A 19,244-nucleotide genomic window follows, 5' to 3' on the forward strand; every position below is an offset into this window, starting at 1 on the left:
GACAAATTGCGCCGGGACGCTAGCCCGCCCACCCGTCCGTCGCCAAGCGGGAAGCGGCGGAGCCGTCCACCCGGTTATGCTGTTCGAGATGTGCAGACGAGAGGGCGGAAAAGTGACGTGTTGTGTAAAAACCGTAATGAAATGAAAAAGATGTAACTCGGGGGATCCGCAAATCGCTGTTAGTCAGCAGGCTGCGCGAAGGCGGTCCCGGCCTTCGCATCTCTATGGCTGGGGGCCATGTCGAACCTTAAGCTCATCCTGCTCACCAGCGTCGCCCTGACGCTGCCCGTCGGCGCCGCGGCCGCCCAGACCGCTCCGGCTCCGCAGCCCGCGCCGCGCGCCGCCCCGACCCAGGTTCAGGCCCCGACGCCCGCCCCGGCGCCGGTCCAGACGCCCGCTCCGGCCCCGGCTCCCGAGGGCGAGAAGCCTCAGGAGGCTCCGGCCGAGCCGACGGCGATCGGCGACGTGGTCGTCGCGGCCCGTCCCAACGACGTCCGCACGTCGATCGACTCGACCAGCTACAGCCTGGCGAACGACCTGCAGGCGGCCACGGGCTCCCTGGCCGACGCCCTGCGCAACGTGCCGTCGGTCGAGGTCGATCCGGACGGCAACGTCAGCCTGCGCGGCGACGCCAATGTCACCATCCTGGTCGATGGCCGGCCCTCGACCCAGTTCAACGGCCCGAGCCGCGCCCAGATGGTGCTGCAGATTCCGGCCAGCCAGTACGCGCGCATCGAGGTGATGACCAACCCTTCCGCCGCCTACAGCCCCGAAGGCTCGGGCGGGGTGATCAACCTGATCTCCAAGCCCAACGCCGTGCGTCCCGGCGCGACCACCACCGGCTCGATCCGCGCCAATATCGGCGACAACGAGCGCTACAATTTCGGCGGCAGCATCGCCCATGTGATCGGCAAGACGACCCTGTCGGCCGATATCGGCGTGCGTCACGACACCTTCGTCCAGGAGATCGACCGCCTGCGTGAACGGTTCGACGCCGGCGCCGGTCGCTTCCTCCAGGCGCGCTCGAATCTGAACGCCGACGGCCATTCCGACAACGTCTTCGTGCGCCTCGCGGCCGAACATAACCTCGACGACAAGACGCAGATCACCGGCGAAGTCCGCCACGTCGACGTTGAGAACGTGATCAACGCCCTCGACCTCTATGAGGCCGATGCCGCCAGCGGCGGCCTGGCCTCGGCCTACGCCCGCAACTCGACCGGCGGTTTCTCGGGCCAGTTCTCGGGCGGGTCGGCGCGCGTCCTGCGCCGCTTCGACGGCCAGGGCCACGAATGGTCCAACGAGGTCCGTTTCGACCGCAACCGCTTCAGCCTCGACTTCGACACCACGGTGAACCTGCGCATTCCGGCGCCGGCCCTGTCCTATGAGACGGTCGAGAACCAGAACCGCCAGGACCAGCTGGGGATCACCAGCGCCTATGTCCGCCCCCTGGCGGACGGCGGCCGTCTGCGTCTCGGCTACGAGCTGCAGGCGTCCAATCTGAAGCTCGACAACTTCGTCGCGCGCGGCCCGACGCCCGGCGGCATGATCCCCGATCCGATCGTCTCCAACGCGTTCCACGTCGATCAGACGGTGCACGCCCTCTATGCGACCTGGGAAAAGCCGTTCGGCGAGAAGCTGTCGGCCCAGTTCGGCCTGCGGCTGGAACAGGCGAACATCGACCTCGACCAGGTCACGACCAACATCCAGTCGTCCAACGACTATTTCCGCGCCTATCCGACGCTGCACCTGTCCTACACGCTCAGCGAGGGCGAGACCGTCCGCGGCAGCTACAGCCGGCGCATCCAGCGGCCCAACCCGCAGGACCTGAACCCCTTCCTGAGCTATCAGGACAACCTCAACTACCGCTCGGGCAACCCGAACCTGCTGCCGCAGGAGACGGATTCCTTCGAGGTCATGTGGCAGAAGCGGGTTCAGCAGACCTTCTATCAGGCGACCCTCTACTACCGCGACACCACCGACGCCTTCACCCAGGTGACCAGCGACATCGGCGGCGGCGTCTTCCTGACCCGGCCCGAGAACCTCGGCTCCAGCACCGCCACGGGCATCGAGCTGGTGGCCAACGGGGCGCTGCACCCGACCCTGCGCTACAACGCCAGCATCAACGGCTTCCGTCAGGAAATCGACGCCGCGGGCATTCCGGGCGCGGTCAACCGCTCGATCGAGAGCGTCGGCGGCCGCCTGACGCTCAACTGGCAGCCGACCCAGGACGACTTCGTGCAGCTCTCCGGCATCTGGACCGGCGACCAGCTGCTGGCCCAGGGCGAGCGCGTGCAGGCCACGCTGGTGAACTTCGGCTACCGCCGCAAGCTCAACAAGGACTGGTCCTTCCAGGCGACCGTGCGCGACGTCCTCGACGAGTTCGGGGCGACCACCACCATCCAGACCCCGGCCTTCACCGACCGCACCCGCATGACCTTCGGCGGCCGCGCGGCCTATATCGGCCTGACCTGGACCTTCGGCTCGGGCCAGCGGCGCCCGGAACAGTTCGACTTCTCGGCGCCGTCGACCGGAAGCTGATCCCTCTGTCGCCACGCAAGGGCTCGCTCTTGCGTGGCGAATGGGCCACACCCACCTGAGCTGCAGCCGGACGGCGCGTCGCTTGCTTGAAAGGGCGCGTCTTCCGGAATCCGCCTCAGAAGGGGATGCCCGCCTTGAATCTCGACCTCTACTCCGACCGCGCCAAACAGGCCGTCCAATCCGCCCAGTCGCTGGCGCTGGCCCGCCGACACCAGCAGTTCGCGCCCGAACACCTGCTCAAGGTGCTTCTGGAAGAGCGTGACGGCCTCGCCCGCAACCTGATCACCGCCGCCGGGGGCGACCCCAAGCGCGCGGAAGCCGACGTCGAGACCGCGCTGAGCAAGCGCGCCCAGGTCTCCGGCGGCTCGGGCCAGCTCTATCTGGACGGCGACACCGCCCGGGTCTTCGCCGCCGCCGAGGCCGCGTCCAAGAAGGCCGGCGACGCCTTCGTCACCACCGAACGCCTGCTCTCGGCCCTCGCCCGCGAAGGCGGTGTGGCCGCCACCGTCCTCGGCGCCGCCGGGGCCAAGCCCGACGCGCTGGACGCCGCCATCGTCGAGGTCCGCAAGGGCAAGACCGCCGACAGCGCCGCCGCCGAAGACGGCTATGACGCCCTGAAGCGCTATGCCCGCGACCTGACCCTGGCCGCCGCCGACGGCAAGATCGACCCGGTCATCGGCCGCGACGAGGAGATCCGCCGCACCATCCAGGTCCTGGCCCGCCGCACCAAGAACAACCCCGTCCTGATCGGCGAACCGGGCGTCGGCAAGACCGCCATCGTCGAGGGCCTGGCCCTGCGCATCGTCAACGGCGACGTGCCTGAAAGCCTGCGCGACAAGAAGGTCCTGTCGCTCGACATGGGCTCCCTGATCGCCGGCGCCAAATACCGCGGCGAGTTCGAGGAACGGCTCAAGGCCGTGCTCAACGAGGTCGCGGCGGCCGAGGGCGGCATCGTCCTGTTCATCGACGAGATGCACACCCTGGTCGGCGCCGGGAAGGGCGACGGCGCCATGGACGCCTCCAACCTGCTCAAGCCCGCGCTCGCCCGCGGCGAGCTGCACTGCGTCGGCGCCACCACGCTGGACGAGTACCGCAAGCACGTGGAGAAGGACGCGGCCCTGGCCCGGCGCTTCCAGCCGGTCTTCGTCGCCGAGCCCACGGTCGAGGACACCGTCTCGATCCTCCGTGGACTGAAGGAGAAGTACGAAGTCCACCACGGGGTGCGCATCTCCGACGCCGCCATCGTCGCCGCCGCCACCCTGTCGAACCGCTACATCACTGACCGCTTCCTGCCGGACAAGGCCATCGACCTGGTCGACGAGGCCGCCAGCCGCGTGCGCATGGCCGTCGACTCCAAGCCCGAGGCCCTGGACGAGATTGATCGCCGCCTGGTCCAGCTGAAGATCGAGCGCGAGGCCCTGAAGAAGGAGACCGACAGCGCCTCCCAGCACCGCCTCGAGAAGCTCGAGGACGAGATCCTCGATCTGGAGGGCCAGTCCGACGACCTGACCGCCCGCTGGAAGGCCGAGAAGGAAAAGGTCGGCGCCGGCGCCCAGCTGCGCGAGACGCTCGACCGCCTGCGCGCCGAACTGGCCGCCGCCCAGCGCGCAGGCGACCTGGGCCGTGCGTCCGAGATCGCCTACGGCCAGATCCCGCAGATCGAGAAACAGCTCGCCGACGCCGAAGCCGCCGAAAGCTCCGGGTGCGGACCGTTGACGCCCGAAGTCGTCGACGCCGAACAGATCGCCGCCGTCGTCTCCCGCTGGACCGGCGTTCCGGTCGACAAGATGCTGGAGGGCGAGCGCGAAAAGCTGCTCCAGATGGAGGACGCCCTGCGCCACCGCGTGGTCGGCCAGGATGCGGCGCTGGAGGCCGTCTCCGACGCCGTGCGCCGGGCCCGCGCCGGCCTCAACGACCCCAACCGCCCGCTGGGCAGCTTCCTCTTCCTGGGCCCGACGGGCGTCGGCAAGACCGAGCTGACCAAGGCCCTGGCCGACTTCCTGTTCGACGACGAGGCCGCCATCACCCGCCTCGACATGTCGGAATACATGGAGAAGCACTCCGTCAGCCGCCTGATCGGCGCCCCTCCGGGCTACGTCGGCTATGACGAGGGCGGCGCCCTGACGGAAGCGGTCCGTCGGCGGCCCTATCAGGTCGTCCTGTTCGACGAGGTCGAAAAGGCCCATCCCGACGTCTTCAACGTCCTGCTGCAGGTGCTCGACGACGGCCGCCTGACCGACGGCCAGGGCCGCACCATCGACTTCCGCAACACCCTGATCATCATGACCAGCAACCTCGGCTCCGAGGCCCTGGCCAACCAGGGCGAAGGCGACGACGTCGAGGCGGTCCGCCCCTACGTCATGGACGCCGTCCGCGCCCACTTCCGCCCCGAGTTCCTGAACCGCATCGACGAGATCATCCTGTTCCGCCGCCTGGGCCGCGAACAGATGGGCGGCATCGTCCGCATCCAGCTAGCCCGCTTCGAGAAGCTCCTGGCCGACCGCCGCCTGACCCTCGCGCTCGACGACACCGCCGCCGCCTGGCTGGCCGACAAGGGCTACGACCCGGTCTACGGCGCGCGTCCGCTCAAGCGGGTGATCCAGAAGGAACTGGTGGATCCCATCGCGCGCAAGCTGCTGGCGGGCGAGATCGAGGACGGGTCCGTGATCGCCGTGTCAGCGGGCGGGGAGGGGCTGGAGATCGGGAAGGCGCGGGTGCATTGATTACGCGGCTTCCAAGTTACCTGAGACAGCCTGCTCAAGTAATCGGAGCCGGTCGCCAGAGATGCTCACAAAAGACTGCGGGGGAGCGTCGAGCAATCCTTGACATTCAAGGTCTTTCCGCAAGAGCGGCTCTTTCAGATAGCCATAGAACAAGAACGTGAGAGCCTTAAGACCGGGCTTCCGCACAAGGTCCTCTAGTTCTTCGTTTGTATAAACCGAGCGTTTGGCGACGACGGCGACCGCGTGCTCGTAGTCGCCGATACGGTCGTATTGCTCAGCGATTCCAATAGCGGCGACCGCGCTTTTCACGCCCATTTCGTTGTCGCTAGATCGGTAAAAGGCGACAAGCGTTCCGGGTTCGACCATGCGGGTGGGTGTGTAGCCCAGATAGACTTTTCTGATGCTGTTGGACGGGCTGGAACGCTCCGGAGTCCCTTGGGACCAAGCGGAAGCGAATAGATCGCCCGGCATGTCGGCCAGCCGCGAAGCCGCTTCCGGGAACAGGCGATCATGGTACCCGGGTCGCACGGGGACGATCAGACCTCTGTGAAAAATTGAAGGCCAAGCGGGATAGTTCTGACGTACTAGCGTCGCGTCGGAAGCATCTAGTTTAAGGGCTCTATCCCAATGCTTGGCATAGACGATCTCTCCGTTCTCCTGCTCCGAGACATTTCGGAAGCCGAACGATTCGATCAAATCTCGGAGCGCGATTTGCTTTGGAAACACCGTCAGATAGGCAGCGTCGTATCCCCCATCGTAGGCGAACCACATCGCTTGGCGTAGGAGCTGCTCACCCAGCCGCCCGCCACGATATCGCTCTGACACTTTGAACGTGCAGAGTTTGAATATCCGATCCCCGAGCACTCCCGCCGGGACTTCGTCGCCGATCTCGTCCTTGAATATGGCCAATGCAGCTATCGAGCTGTCGTCCTCAACCACCCAGCATTCGCGGTCGTTCTTCCGGCACTTGTCCATCCAAGCGGCGAAAGGCGGGTAGTCTTCTATCAGCGATCCGAATATCGGGTCGGTGGGCTTTAGTTCGTAGCAGAACTTCCGCGAAACCGATTTGAGCACGTAATCGATACGCGCGTACGTGCCGTTGATGAAGTCCAGCGCCTGTCGAACCGTAAGGACCTTTTGTCCGAGGTTTAGACGAGAGGCCCTTGTGTGGAGGCCTTGGTCCTCAGTGATCAAAACATCGACGATGCCATCGGAAAGCGCGCTGAGAATGTGCGCATCCGACAGATCGTTGTCGTTGCGTATCTCACCGAATTCCGCAGTCAGCGCAGCTTGGTCCCGCCAGCTATTTTTGATCCGGGGATACTTTGCTGCCTTCGATATCGAGATCGATCTGCGAGCAGCGTCTGGATCCCGTTTGATGTCAGCTAGCGTGGCATCATGGACGTGAGAAGTGTGACCTTTGGCTTGTAAGTCACGCAGCAGCGAGGCGTATGAATCCGGCGTGGCTCTCGCATCCTCCACCGGTATCAGAATGTTGGTGTCCAACAGAAATTTGGCCATGCCGGAGAAGCGCTGCCGTTAAGTGGTCGGGTATCTCTCGGTAAGATTGCGGAGCTTGCAACCCATATTCGTTCGCCATGGTGGATAGAGGCACGGGTGTGGGAAAGCGAACGGCCGATCCGATGCTTATGGCGTAGCCGTCGTTGAGCCCGTCAAAGTAGGCGAAAAATGCCTCACGCAAGATGCCGCCTTCCCGCTCGGCTAGCCCCCACAAAGACCGAAGCGGCATAGCTTCGACAGATGTGATAACGGCCGCGCCGGTCACAGCTTTCGTCGGCATCGTTTCATAGATCATCATAAGCGAGCCAACGTGAATCTTCGGAGAGACGCGTCGGCGCAGTTCGACCGTTTTCGTGCCCCTGAAAATCCGGGCGCAGTACTCCGGCTTGATACTGAAAAGATAGGCCATGCCGCGCTTAATCCGTTGATTGGAGCAGGGTGATTCGACAGTCCTAAGGGGTCATTAATCACGTCGAGATTTGTAGTTGTGCGCCCCGTCATTTTCGGACGTGGCCTAAGTCTGTCTTATGCCGGGGCATCAGCGCATGGTCATACGCTCAGCCCCCCGCACCACCTCCGCCGCCACTCCGTCCGTCCACGCCTTCTTACACGCCGCATACGCCCCGCTGTCGTCCGGATGCAGCGCCGCGCAGCGCGCCTTCTCCGTCTCATAGGCGGTGGCGACGGCCGGATCGGCCCTCAGCCGGTCACGGAAGGCCAGATGCCAGGCGAGCGCCGGATCGCGCGCCGCATAGACGTGCAGATGGACGCCGCGGGCGCCGGTATCCGGATCGTCCCAGGTGAGATAGCGCCGACCGGTCAGGCCGTTCTCGCCGCGCCAGCGATAGCCGAGCCCTTCCAGCGCCGGCCGCGCCGCCTCGATCATCGCCAGACTCCCGGTCTCGCCGAGCAGATCGATGACCGGCTTGGCCCGCAGGCCCGGCACGGCGGTCGAGCCGACATGGTGCACCGCCTCAAAGGTCCGGGGCGCGGCCGCCTGGAGGTCCGCGATCAAGGCCTCGGCTCGGGCCTTCCACTGCGAGGTGTAGGGGGCGAGCGTGACGGGCCTGGGCATGCGCCATGATCCGAAGGGACCCGGGCAGGGTCAAGACGGATCGCCGCTCGGCGCAGGCGACGGCGACAACCGTTCCGCTTGCATCTCTCCAACCTCCGCGCGAACCTCTCACTCGTCCACCAACGGAGGTTCCCCGATGAAGATCCTGCTCGCCGTGCCCGCCGTCCTGCTGCTCGCCGTCGCCCCGTCGGTCGGCGTCTCGGCGCCCCAGAACAATCCGCAGCACCGCCAGTGTGTCGGCCAGCGGATGATGCCCTGCTACCCGCGCGACGGGAACGGCGCCATCTACAAGCCCAGCCCCGAGACGCCCGAGGGCGTCGCCTTCGAGGCCTGCGCCGCCGCCGTCCGCGCGGACTGCGCCGCCCTCTACCCCTGATCCCCGCCCCGGCGGGACCACACGACCAATCCTGACGCAGGCGCATGCTTTGATGCGTGCGCCTGCGGGCTTTGGTCTTTGACATCGCATCCGCCCCGCGTCAGCGACCCGGACGCATCGGACGCATCGGACGCATCGGACGCATCGGACGCATCGGACGCATCGGACGCATCGAACGCATCGGACGGTGTTCTCCTCCGTCCGGAGCGACCGTGATCCGTCAGTCGTCCCCGTCCAGGATCCGCTTCAGCGAGACGATGTTCTTGCCGATCTTGAAGGGTCCGATCTTGATCGGCGGCGCGTGCGCGAAGTCGGCGCCCAGCAGATCGGCGAAGGCGCGCACGCTGTCGAACCGGTGCAGGGCCAGGGGCGCCGCGGGCGGGCTCGACAGCTCCGCCGTGGTCCGCGCCGAGGGCTGCATCACCGCCGCCAGCGAGTGGAAGCCCGCGTAGTGGCGCGCGAAATGGGGGCGGTCCGGAATGCCGACCGCGACCGCATAGCCGTCGGCGGCCCCGACCACATTGTCCAGCCCCAGGGACTGGTAGAGCTCGCGCCACGCCCGCCGGGCCCGGATCAGGAAGATGGCGTAGAAGCGCGCCGCATAGGCCTGCTCCTTCGCCAGAACGGCGCGCCCCACCGCCCGCTGTGCCTCGAAATCCTGCTGCGGCTTCTCCAGCATCTGCGGCGTCGGCTGCGAGCTGAGCGGCAGGTTGGCCGCCGACAGGTATTCGTCGAACCGCTCGAAATAGGTGTGCCGGATCGGCTGGCTCATCGGGAAGACCTCGAAGGCCCCGACCCCGGCGTAGGTGTCGACGGCGCCGCAGGGCGTCTTTATCTGGTCCCAATACGACGGCGAGAAGGTCTGCGGCTTCAGCGGCACATAATGGCCCGGCGGCGGCGCGTCGAAGGGGAAGGCCATCAGCGGCCCGTCCGGTCCCTTCAGCCCCGGCGCCGGCGTCAGCACGAAGCCGCTGATGATCCGGTCGTGCACCTGGATCATGAAGGCGATGGTGGCGGCGAAGGCGTCCCGGTTCTTGTCCGCGAACCCGGGTCCCTCGGTCGCGATCAGATAGGCCAGGCGCGAGCGGGTGATCAGCAGCATCAGGGGCAGGAAGTGACGGTACTCCCAGACAAAGCCGTTGGACTCCTCCTTGGGCGGCGTATAGCGGCCCTTGCCCCAGGGCTGGGTGCACAGGTCCGTCTCGTCGAAGGTGCGGACCCAGACCTGCGGCTGTTCGATCAGGTTGGAGGTGAAGCCGGACATGGGCGACGCCTCGATCATCTTCTCGCGTTCGATGCTGCCGGCCGGCGGATCGACCTTGTGCGCCTTCACGTACAGGGCCCAGGTCTTCGTCTCCTGGTCCACGGTTTTGATGTTCGCGCACAGCTCGGCGAGGGTCTGGCGCTGGATCTGCTTGCTGACCGCGTCGATCTTGGCGGCGATGGCCTTGAAGTTCGCCTGCAGCTTTTCATACAGGATGTCGGTGGGGCTTTTGTCCTCCAGGATGCCGACGATCTTGGCCACCGCCATCACGGCGCCGACGATCGCCACGGCCTGTCCGATGGCGTCCGCCGCGGCCTTGCCGTCCTCGAACAGCTCTTTCAGCTTGCTCTGCGCGGCCGGGTTGATGTGCAGGGCGTCGCCGATCTTCTGGTAGGCGGTCTTCTTGTTCGCCACGTCTGGTCCTCCGTGGTCCGGCGTCCGGGGACGCGGCGGCTCCTAGCCCTTCAGCTTGGCGATCTCGGCCTTGAGGGCTTCGATTTCCTTGCGCAGGTTCGAAAGCTCCGATCCCACCTGCTTGCCGTTGAGCTTCAGGAAGGTGCACTCGACGGTGCCCTTCACCGCCATTCTCGCCTGGTTGCCGATGAGGGCGGTGACCGTCACCAGATCGGAGTCCGACCATAGCCGGGCGCTTTTCTGGGTCGCGTACCAGACCCAGCGCTCGCCCCAGTCGTTCCCGGTCGTCTTGCCGTCCGGCAGGTCGCGGGTGGTGAAGGAGAAGCCGGCCACCGGACCGGTCGAATGCACCTCGCCGCCGTGCACGTGCAGGGTGCTGGCCGGCTCCTTGGTGCCGACGCCGATGTTGCCGCCGGTCTGGATGGTCAGCATCGGACCGATCCAGCCGCTGTTGTTGTTCCAGAAGACCGACAGCGGATTGCCCGGGTCATAGGTCCGGGGGCCGGAGATATGCCAGTAGCCCGTGGCGTTCCGGAAATTCAGCGCCGAGGAGTTCTCCGGCTCATTCTCGCGATGGATCGTCACTTCGGGGCTTTTGATCGCCACCTCCGCCTCGCCCAGCAGGATATCCGTGGCCATGGCTCGTCTCCCGTTTGATCTGTCGGGAGGAACCTTATCGTGTTTTCGGAAACCGACAATCACTGAACGAAGATTGTCGAATCCTCTCGCTTGGCGAGTGTCGCGGCGGCCCAAAGACGAAGGGCCCCGGCGTGTCCACCGGGGCCCCTGTTCAGTCAGCGCGGACGCGCGGGGAGTTTAGTCCCGGCGGCTGCGGCTGCGGCCGCGGTCGCCGCCGCGGTCGCCGTCACGCTTGGGACGGCCGCCGGTGTCATCCGACAGCGGGGCTTCGCCACGCTCGGCGCGCTCGGCGTTGATCTTGTCCGTCAGGTCTTCACCCGTGGCCTGATCAACGACCTTCATCGACAGCTTGGTCTTGCCGCGGTCGTCCAGGCCCAGGAATTTGACCTTGACCTCCTGGCCTTCCGAAATGACGTCGGCCGGGTTGGCGACGCGTTCCAGGGCCAGTTGCGACACGTGGACCAGACCGTCCTTGGCGCCGAAGAAGTTCACGAAGGCGCCGAAGTCGACGACCTTCACGACCTTGCCGGTGTAGATCGTGCCGACTTCCGGCTCCGAGACGATGGACGAGATCCAGGCCTTGGCGGCGTCGATCTTTTCCTGGTCCGAGGCGGCGATCTTCACGGTGCCGTCGTCTTCGATGTTGATCTTGGCGCCGGTCTTTTCGACGATCTCGCGGATCACCTTGCCGCCGGTGCCGATGACTTCGCGGATCTTGTCGACCGGGACCTTGATGGACTCGATCTTCGGCGCGAACTCACCCAGCTCGGTGCGGGCGCCGTCGATGGCCTTGTCCATCTCGTCGAGGATGTGAAGGCGGCCGGCCGAAGCCTGGGCGATGGCCTTCTTCATGATCTCTTCGGTGATGCCGGCGACCTTGATGTCCATCTGCAGCGAGGTGATGCCGTCACGGGTGCCGGCGACCTTGAAGTCCATGTCGCCTAGGTGATCTTCGTCACCCAGGATGTCCGACAAGATGGCGAACTCGCCCGACGGCTCCAGGATCAGGCCCATGGCGATGCCCGAGACGGGCTTCTTCAGGGGCACGCCGGCGTCCATCAGGGCCAGCGACGAACCACAGACCGTGGCCATCGAGGACGAGCCGTTCGACTCGGTGATCTCGGAGACCAGGCGGATCGTGTAGGGGAACTCTTCCGCCGACGGCAGCATCGGACGGATCGCCCGCCAGGCCAGCTTGCCGTGACCGATTTCCCGACGGCCCGCGCCGCCCATACGACCGGTCTCACCGACCGAGTAGGGAGGGAAGTTGTAGTGGAGCAGGAACTTCTCTTTGTACGTCCCGGTCAGGGCGTCGATGTACTGCTCGTCCTCGCCGGTGCCGAGGGTGGCGACGACGATGGCCTGCGTTTCACCGCGGGTGAACAGGGCCGAGCCGTGGGTGCGCGGGAAGACGCCGACTTCCGACACGATCGAGCGGACCTTGTCGAGGGCGCGGCCGTCGACGCGGTGGCCGTTGTCGATGATGTCGCGACGCAGGACGTGGGCTTCGCATTCCTTGAAGGCGGTGGCGAACTTGGCCGACTCGACGCCCTCCGGGTTCTCTTCGGTCTTCACCAGGGCCTCGGCGGCCTTCTTCTTGGCGGCGCCGACGGCGGCGTGGCGGTCATGCTTGCCGACGTGGGTGTAGGCGGCCTTGATGTCTTCGCCGACCAGCTTCTGGATCGAGGCGACGACGTCCGAGTGGTCTTCGGCCTGGAAGTCGAAGGGCTCCTTGGCGGCGTGCTCGGCCAGTTCGATGATCGCTTCGATGACCGGCTGCATGCCGCGGTGGGCGAACATCAGGGCGTCGAGGAAGACCTGTTCCGACAGTTCCTTGGCTTCCGATTCCACCATCATCAGGGCGTCGGTGGTGCCGGCGACGACCAGGTCCAGCGCCGAGTCCGGCAGTTGGTCGATGGTCGGGTTCAGGACCAGCTCACCGTCGATGTAGCCGACACGGGCGGCGCCGATCGGGCCCATGAAGGGAACGCCCGAGATGGTCAGGGCGGCCGAGGCGGCGACCATGCCGACCACGTCCGGGTCGTTCTCGAGGTCGTGCTGCAGCACGGTGATGACGACCTGGGTCTCGTTCTTGAAGCCCTTGACGAACAGCGGGCGGATCGGACGGTCGATCAGGCGGGAGACCAGGGTCTCCTTCTCGGTCGGACGGCCTTCACGCTTGAAGTAGCCGCCCGGGATCTTGCCGGCGGCGAAGGTCTTTTCCTGGTAGTTGACGGTCAGCGGGAAGAAATCCAGGCCCGGCTTGGGGGCGCGACCGTAGACGACGGTGGCCAGAACCACGGTCTCGCCGTAGGTCGCCAGCACGGCGCCGTCGGCCTGACGGGCGATGCGGCCGGTTTCCAGCGTCAGCGGGCGGCCGGCCCAGTCGATCGTCTTGCGTTTGATATCGAACATGTTTCGTCTTTCGTATTCCGGCGGGCGTATTCCCGGCGGAGTCCCATCAATGGGTGGAGCGTCGGGCGTTCAGTCCTTCGGTCCATGGGCCGCCGCGCCATCGCGACAGACCCGGGAGTGTCTGAGGACCGGTATTCAGCCCTCGCGTCATGCGCCGTTACAGAACCGCGGCGCGCGGCTGGTCTCTGGATGCGGAAAGAGGCGCGGACATGGCCCGCGCCTCGAATCTGTTCCGCGATCTGCGCTTAGCGGCGCAGGTTCAGCTTGCCGATCAGAGCGGCGTAGCGCTCGCGATCGACCTTCGCCAGGTGGTCAAGAAGGCGACGACGCTGCGAGACCATCTTGAGCAGGCCGCGGCGCGAGTGGTTGTCCTTCTTGTGCGTCTTGAAGTGCTCGGTCAGGTTGGCGATGCGTTCCGAGAGGATCGCGACCTGGACTTCAGCAGAGCCGGTGTCGCCGTCGGAACGAGCGTTATCGGCGATGACTTCGCCCTTGCGGGCGGCGGTGATCGACATCGTGTAACTCCTTATGGGAGGTTGAAAACGCGGTCGGGTTCTAGCCGGCCGGCCCGCAACTGACCGAGAGCGACGAGGGTCTGGCCCAGGAAAACCGAAACGGTCCGGGCGTCGCCTTTCAGCTGACCCTTGAGCGTTTCGACCTGTCTGGGGAGCAGAACGATCGGCCGTCCCTGCCGAAGCGAGAAGGCGTCTTGATCCGTAACGGCCAACTCCGGGATGTCGTCCAGGGCGGTCGCGACGGGAAGCAAGCCTTCCGAGGCGGCGCCGCTATGCACCATTTCCTCCAGAGAATCCAGCGTCACGGCGTTTTCGACGCTGAACGGCCCCACCCGCTCGCGCCGCAGGGCCGAGACGTGGCCCTCCGCGCCGAGCATGACGGCCAGGTCGCGGGCCAGCGAACGGACGTAGACGCCCTTGCCGGTCCGCATCGTGATCTCCAGGTGGTCGGCGTCGGGCGCGCCGGTGACGGCGGCCTCGTGGATCATCACCCGGCGGGCCTTCAGCTCCACCTCGATACCCTCGCGGGCCAGGTCATAGGCGCGCTGGCCGTCCACCTTGATGGCCGAGAAGGCGGGCGGCACCTGATCGATTTCGCCGACGAAGGCGGGCAGGGCGGCCTTCACCTGTTCCAGCGACGGACGCACGTCCGACCGGGCGACGATCTCGCCCTCGCGGTCCAGGCTGTCGGTGGAGACGCCCCACTGGATGGTGAAGCGATAGACCTTCTGCGCCTCCATCATGAAGGGGACGGTCTTGGTCGCCTCTCCCAGCGCGATGGGCAGGATGCCGGAAGCCAGCGGGTCCAGGGTGCCCGCGTGTCCGGCCTTCTGGGCGTCGAACAGGCGGCGGATGCGGCTGACCGCCTCGGTCGAGCCCATCTCGTACGGCTTGTCCAGGCAGACCCAGCCGTTGACGATCTCGCCGCGTTTCCTGCGGCCCATTACGCTTGGCCTACCGCGCTTCGCGCTGCTTGAGGCCGGATCACGCCTGATCGTCCTCGTCGGAGTGTTCGACGTCGGCGCGGACGCGCGGGTCGTCCAGCAGGCGGTTCAGGCGCTCGGCGGCCTCGAAGCTTTCGTCATGGCGGAAGCGCAGGTCGGGGGTGAAACGCATGTCGATATGCTTGCCCAGCACGCCGCGCAGGAATTTGGCGTGGGCGTTCAGCGCCTTGACGATCTCGGTCACGTGACCGGCGGTCGGGGCGTCGGCGACGCCGGCCCCCAGCGGCTCGACGAAGCAGGTGGCGTGCTTCAGGTCGGGCGAAAGGCGGACTTCCGTCACCGTCACCGAGACGCCCTCCATGGCGGGGTCGTGGATCTCTTCCTCGCGCAGCACCTCGACGAGGGCGTGGCGGATCAGCTCGCCGGCGCGCAACTGGCGCTGGGACGGTCCCTGCGGTCCGGAGGCGTTGCGGGTGTGTTGCTTGCGGCCCATGACGGCGGCCTCCTTCTGGATCGCCCGCCGGGGCTCGGACCCGGCTGGAAGGCGAGGGGGCGAACGCCGCCCCGGAATTGAAGAGCGCGCGGTCTAGTCCCCCGCGGCCGGAGTGTCCAGTTGCGCCCGGTCGATAGTGGCCACGACCTCGGACGACTGGATCGATTGCACGGGCCGGATCGGCATGCCCGCGGCGTTCAGCACGCCCGCCGTCCAGTGGTTGCACAGGTGGCCGATGGAGAAATGCTCGCGGCTGGCGAAGAAGCGGGCGTCGTCCCCGGCGCGGGCGGCGGCGATACGCGCCGAGCCGGTCGACAGATCCAGCGAGCCCTCGATCCGGGCCGCCATGGCCTCGAACCCGGCCTGCGACAGGCGGAAGTCGCGTCGGCTGTCGGCGTCGAACGTCTCGCGCGGGTCGCGCTGGGCCGGATCGAGCATGACCACGGACGGGTTGCCGGGCCGGAAGAAGGCGCGCGCGCCGTCGGGCAGGCGGTCGCCGATCGGGCTCTGGTCGACATAGAATTTGGCGTCGCCCCAGCCGATCAGGATCCAGTCGCCGGCGGGAAGGCCGCGCACGGCCGCGGCCAGCGGCCCGCCCCGCGCCTCCAGCGCCGCGCGCGGTACGGCCAGGTCGGTGTGGAAGCCGTTGTTCAGCAGGCTGATCTCGACACCGGGCGCGTCGGCGCGCGCCGGCCACAGCGCCGGATCGCCCGGGGCGGCCCAGGTCCACAGGGCGGCGAGCGCCCCGACTGCGCCGGCGGCGATGAAGGCCCCCACGCCCTTCCGTTCACGCTTCATCGGGCCCGGAACCTCCATACGCCGCACAGACCGTCCACCGGGGCGTCCGGCCCCACAATCGTCCGCTCACGGAACAGGATCAGTTCGACATGGTCCCGGCGATGCAGCAGGGCCGCCACGCCGGGCGCCGCGCCGCCGCACAGGGGCGAGGCGGCGACCGCCTGGTCTCGGCTCTGCGGGACCACGGCGCGCAGTTCGATCTGGGCGTCGCCGGCGGCGTCCAGCCGCGTGGCGAAGGTCTCGCGCAGGCTGTTGAAGGCCTCGCTCCCGGCGGCGATACGCAGGGGACGGGTGCGGAAGGTCTCGCCGCGCTCCAGCCGGATCACCGCGCCGGTGAAGGTGACGCCTCCGGTCGTGTCGCGCGTGATGTCGTCGGCGGGGCCGAACTCCCCGGCCAGCACCATGGCGTCCGGCGCAGCGGTCAGGGGGCCATCGGTCCCGACGGCGGCGGTCTTCAAGCCGTTCAGCCCGTCCGAGGCGCCGTCGGCGGCCCAGTGGAAGATGCGGCTCGCGGCGGGGGCGGCGCCGTCGCGCACGGCGGCCCAGGCCTGGACCGCCTGCTTCTGTTCGATGGCCAGCAGGAACAGCACCAGGCAGACGAAGGCCAACGCTCCGGCGAGGCCCTTCAGGCCCCGGCGGCGTCCGGCCTGCGGTCGTGGGATGGCGGTGGCGCTCATTCGCGCAACCCTAGAGCAAAATCGGTCGAGTTGGACGCCGTCCAGCTCGGCTCAGATTTTGCTCCAGTTTGATGCTGGACCATTTTTTGGATTCAGGTCGAAGCGACCTGAAGCAAAAATGGTCTAGCGGGGTGCGCGGCCGGTGCAAAACCTATCGCCCGATAGGGGCAGAGGAATCCTCGCCGGGCCCGCCGGCGGGCGGCGTCGCCCATTCGCCGCGCCAGTTGTAGGACAGGGTCACGCAGTGCCGGTAGGCGCCGTCGGGCCAGCGGCCGATGGCCTGGGCGGTCAGGGGGCGGGCCAGGCGGACCCGTCCGAGGATCAGGAAGGCCTGGTCGGCGCCAGGGCACAGCGCGCGCGCCAGGCCGCGACCGCCGCCGTCCGGCGAGACGGTGTAGAGGATGTTCTCGGTCGATCCGGCGGGCAGGGCGCGCCGGGCGGCATCCGGACCGCCGATGCGGATCTCGGCCGAACCGCGGTTCGAGGTGGAGATGATGCGCCGTACGGTGATGGCGCCGAACAGGCCCCGGTCGCCTTCCAGGGTGATGCCCCGCGTCAGGGCCTGGGTGACCCGGTCCGAGGCGTCATAGGCCAGGTAGCGGGTCTCGGCCGCGGCCGGACCGGCGACGGCGGAAAGGGTCAGCAGGGCGATGAGGAAACGGCGCATGGAAAAGTGATCCCCAATCCGGATGGCGAAAAGGCGACGCCGCGGCGTCGCCTTTCCCTTATCCCCTGAACGACTAGTCCAGCGTGCGCTTGATCTCTTCGACCGTGAAGCACTCGATGTAGTCGCCGGCCTTGATGTCCTGGAAGCCCTGGAAGTGCATGCCGCATTCCTGGCCCGCCGTGACTTCGTTGACCTCGTCCTTGAAGCGCTTGAGCGTCGTGAGGGTGCCCAGTTCCAGGACCACCACGTCGTCGCGGATGATCCGGACCTTGGCGCCCTTGCGGACCACGCCTTCGGATACCCGGCAACCGGCGATCTTGCCGGTCTTGGAGATGTCGAAGACCTGAAGCACGGCCGCGTTGCCCAGGAAGGTTTCGCGTTGCAGCGGGGCCAGCATGCCCGAGAGCACGCCCTTCATGTCGTCCAGCAGGTCGTAGATGATCGAGTAGTACCGGATCTCGACGCCCTCGCGGTCGGCGAGGTCGCGGGCCTGCTTCGACGCACGGACGTTGAAGCCGAGGATCGGCGCGCCGGCCGACTTGGCCAGTTGCACGTCGCTCTCGGTGATCCCGCCGGCGCCCGACATGACGGTGCGCGCGCGCACCTCGTCGTTGCCCATCTTCTCCAGCGAGCCGACGATGGCTTCGGCGGAACCCTGGACGTCGGCCTTGATGATGACCGGCATCTCCGAGATCTTCTTGGTGCCCAGCTTGGCCATCATGTCGGCCAGCGAGACCTGGTTGATGCCGCCGGTCGCCTTCTCGCGCTTCACGCGGGCGCGGTATTCGGTCAGCTCGCGGGCGCGGGCTTCGGATTCCACCACAGCCAGCGGTTCACCGGGGCTCGGCGCCTCGTCCAGGCCGAGGATCTCGACGGGGACGGACGGACCGGCTTCGGTCAGCTGCTCGTTGCGCTCGTTCAGCAGGGCGCGAACCTTGCCCCAGGCCGAACCGGCCACGATGATGTCGCCGCGCTTCAGCGTGCCGCGCTTGACCAGGACGGTCGCGACCGGACCGCGGCCCTTGTCCAGCTTGGCCTCGATGACCACGCCTTCGGCGGAGCGTTCCGGATCGGCCTTCAGGTCCATGACCTCGGCCTGCACAAGGATGGCGTCGATCAGACCCTCGAGGTTGGTGCGGTTCTTGGCCGACACCTCGATGATCTGGGTGTCGCCGCCCAGGCTCTCGGCGATGACTTCGTACTGCAGCAGCTCGTTGACCACCTTCAGCGGGTTGGCGTCCGGCTTGTCGATCTTGTTGACCGCCACGATCAGGGGGGCGTTGGCCGCCCTGGCGTGCTGGATGGCCTCGATCGTCTGCGGCATGACGCCGTCGTCGGCCGCGACCACCAGGACCACGATGTCGGTGACGTTGGCGCCGCGGGCGCGCATCGCCGAGAAGGCGGCGTGGCCCGGGGTGTCCAGGAAGGTCACGCGCTGGCCGTCCGGCAGACGGACCTGATAGGCGCCGATGTGCTGGGTGATCCCGCCGGCTTCGCCCGCGGCCACGTCGGTGGTGCGCAGGGCGTCGAGCAGCGAGGTCTTGCCGTGGTCGACGTGGCCCATGATGGCCACGACCGGCGCGCGGGGCGTGGTCGCATCGTCGTCCACGTCGTCGGACAGGAAGCCGGTTTCGACGTCGGACTCGGACACGCGGCGCACGGCCATGCCGAATTCGTCGGCGACCAGCTCAGCGGTGTCGGTGTCGATGACGTCGTTGATCTTCATCATCAGGCCCTGCTTCATCAGGAATTTGATGATGTCGACGCCGCGCACGGCCATCCGGTTGGACAGCTCCTGCACGGTGATGACGTCGGGAATGACGACTTCACGCGGCCGGTTCGGAGCGTCGGTCGAGCCGCCCTTGCGCTTTTCCTTCTCGCGTTCGCGGGCCCGGCGAACCGAGGCCAGCGAGCGCATGCGCTCGGCGGCGTCCTCGTCGCCACCGGCCACGGCCTGGATGGTCAGACGGCCTTCGCGGCGCTTGGGCTCGCCGCGGGTGCGGCTGACGGCCTTGCCCGGACCGGCGTCCGAGAAACGCTTGTCGCGATCTTCCTCGGCGCGGCTGCCGGCGGGACGGCCGAAGCCGGCGCGGGCGGGACGGGCGACTTCAGGCGTCGCGGGCGGAGCGTTCGGGGCCGGACGGCCGCCGGGGCCGGTGCGCGGGCCGCCGGGGCGGGCGCCGGG

The 19,244-nt window shown here is 67.2% G+C and carries 16 protein-coding genes; 3 read left to right on the plus strand and 13 right to left on the minus strand.

All coding sequences use genetic code 11. The features are described 5' to 3' along the window. Positions 1 to 237 precede the first annotated feature (237 nt). Entirely contained in the window at positions 238 to 2,538 is a 2,301-nt protein-coding gene (locus tag AC07NB_RS09165; protein WP_494570362.1) for a TonB-dependent receptor domain-containing protein, read from the plus strand. Between the two features lie 134 nt (positions 2,539 to 2,672). After that, positions 2,673 to 5,261 (plus strand): ATP-dependent chaperone ClpB, encoded by a 2,589-nt coding sequence (gene clpB, locus AC07NB_RS09170; protein WP_494570361.1) that lies wholly within the window; start codon positions 2,673 to 2,675, stop codon positions 5,259 to 5,261. Here clpB and AC07NB_RS09175 read toward each other — a convergent pair whose 3' ends face one another. The 3 genes from AC07NB_RS09175 to AC07NB_RS09185 all read right to left on the minus strand — a co-directional run bounded on the left by AC07NB_RS09175 (position 5,262) and on the right by AC07NB_RS09185 (position 7,857). Continuing rightward, entirely contained in the window at positions 5,262 to 6,782 is a 1,521-nt protein-coding gene (locus AC07NB_RS09175) for a GNAT family N-acetyltransferase (RefSeq protein ID WP_494570360.1), read from the minus strand. Further along, a complete protein-coding gene (locus AC07NB_RS09180; protein ID WP_494570359.1) occupies positions 6,694 to 7,191 on the minus strand; it encodes an ASCH domain-containing protein in 498 nt (165 codons plus the stop codon). Before AC07NB_RS09180 ends, AC07NB_RS09175 begins: the two co-directional genes overlap by 89 nt. 129 nt (positions 7,192 to 7,320) lie before the next feature. Continuing rightward, positions 7,321 to 7,857, minus strand: a complete 537-nt coding sequence (locus AC07NB_RS09185; RefSeq protein ID WP_494570358.1) for a GrpB family protein — start codon at positions 7,855 to 7,857, stop codon at positions 7,321 to 7,323. Between the two features lie 136 nt (positions 7,858 to 7,993). Here AC07NB_RS09185 and AC07NB_RS09190 point away from each other — a divergent pair, with 136 nt between their 5' ends. After that, positions 7,994 to 8,233, plus strand: coding sequence for a hypothetical protein (locus AC07NB_RS09190; RefSeq protein WP_494570357.1), 240 nt, complete (start codon positions 7,994 to 7,996; stop codon positions 8,231 to 8,233). 220 nt (positions 8,234 to 8,453) lie between these two features. On the opposite strand, the gene AC07NB_RS09195 is transcribed toward AC07NB_RS09190, so the two are convergent. The 10 genes from AC07NB_RS09195 to infB all read right to left on the minus strand — a co-directional run. Beyond that, the gene (locus AC07NB_RS09195; RefSeq protein ID WP_494570356.1) at positions 8,454 to 9,911 is read right to left on the minus strand and encodes a hypothetical protein; all 1,458 of its coding nucleotides are present in this window, start codon (positions 9,909 to 9,911) and stop codon (positions 8,454 to 8,456) included. Between the two features lie 42 nt (positions 9,912 to 9,953). After that, positions 9,954 to 10,550, minus strand: coding sequence for a hypothetical protein (locus AC07NB_RS09200; protein WP_291838829.1), 597 nt, complete (start codon positions 10,548 to 10,550; stop codon positions 9,954 to 9,956). 177 nt (positions 10,551 to 10,727) lie between these two features. After that, entirely contained in the window at positions 10,728 to 12,965 is a 2,238-nt protein-coding gene (pnp, locus tag AC07NB_RS09205) for a polyribonucleotide nucleotidyltransferase (RefSeq protein WP_494570355.1), read from the minus strand. Between the two features lie 245 nt (positions 12,966 to 13,210). Further along, a complete protein-coding gene (rpsO, locus tag AC07NB_RS09210) occupies positions 13,211 to 13,480 on the minus strand; it encodes a 30S ribosomal protein S15 (protein WP_492311750.1) in 270 nt (89 codons plus the stop codon). A gap of 11 nt (positions 13,481 to 13,491) precedes the next feature. Beyond that, positions 13,492 to 14,424 carry a tRNA pseudouridine(55) synthase TruB gene (gene truB / locus AC07NB_RS09215; protein ID WP_291839835.1) on the minus strand — a complete coding sequence of 311 codons (933 nt, stop codon included), beginning with the start codon at positions 14,422 to 14,424 and terminating at the stop codon, positions 13,492 to 13,494. 40 nt (positions 14,425 to 14,464) lie between these two features. Next, positions 14,465 to 14,917, minus strand: a complete 453-nt coding sequence (rbfA, locus tag AC07NB_RS09220; protein ID WP_291839838.1) for a 30S ribosome-binding factor RbfA — start codon at positions 14,915 to 14,917, stop codon at positions 14,465 to 14,467. 93 nt (positions 14,918 to 15,010) lie between these two features. Then, positions 15,011 to 15,715 carry a DUF2459 domain-containing protein gene (locus AC07NB_RS09225; RefSeq protein ID WP_494570354.1) on the minus strand — a complete coding sequence of 235 codons (705 nt, stop codon included), beginning with the start codon at positions 15,713 to 15,715 and terminating at the stop codon, positions 15,011 to 15,013. Beyond that, entirely contained in the window at positions 15,712 to 16,392 is a 681-nt protein-coding gene (locus AC07NB_RS09230) for a hypothetical protein (RefSeq protein WP_494570353.1), read from the minus strand. The genes AC07NB_RS09225 and AC07NB_RS09230 overlap by 4 nt, the downstream gene beginning before the upstream one ends. A 151-nt stretch (positions 16,393 to 16,543) precedes the next feature. Beyond that, complete coding sequence (locus AC07NB_RS09235; protein ID WP_492311747.1) at positions 16,544 to 17,059, minus strand: hypothetical protein; 516 nt, start codon at positions 17,057 to 17,059, stop codon at positions 16,544 to 16,546. A 73-nt stretch (positions 17,060 to 17,132) separates the two neighbouring features. Then, the coding region (gene infB, locus AC07NB_RS09240; protein ID WP_494572573.1) for a translation initiation factor IF-2 at positions 17,133 to 19,244 on the minus strand (2,112 nt) is incomplete at its 5' end.

The sequence above is a fragment of the Brevundimonas sp. GW821-FHT09G01 genome (assembly GCF_059416065.1).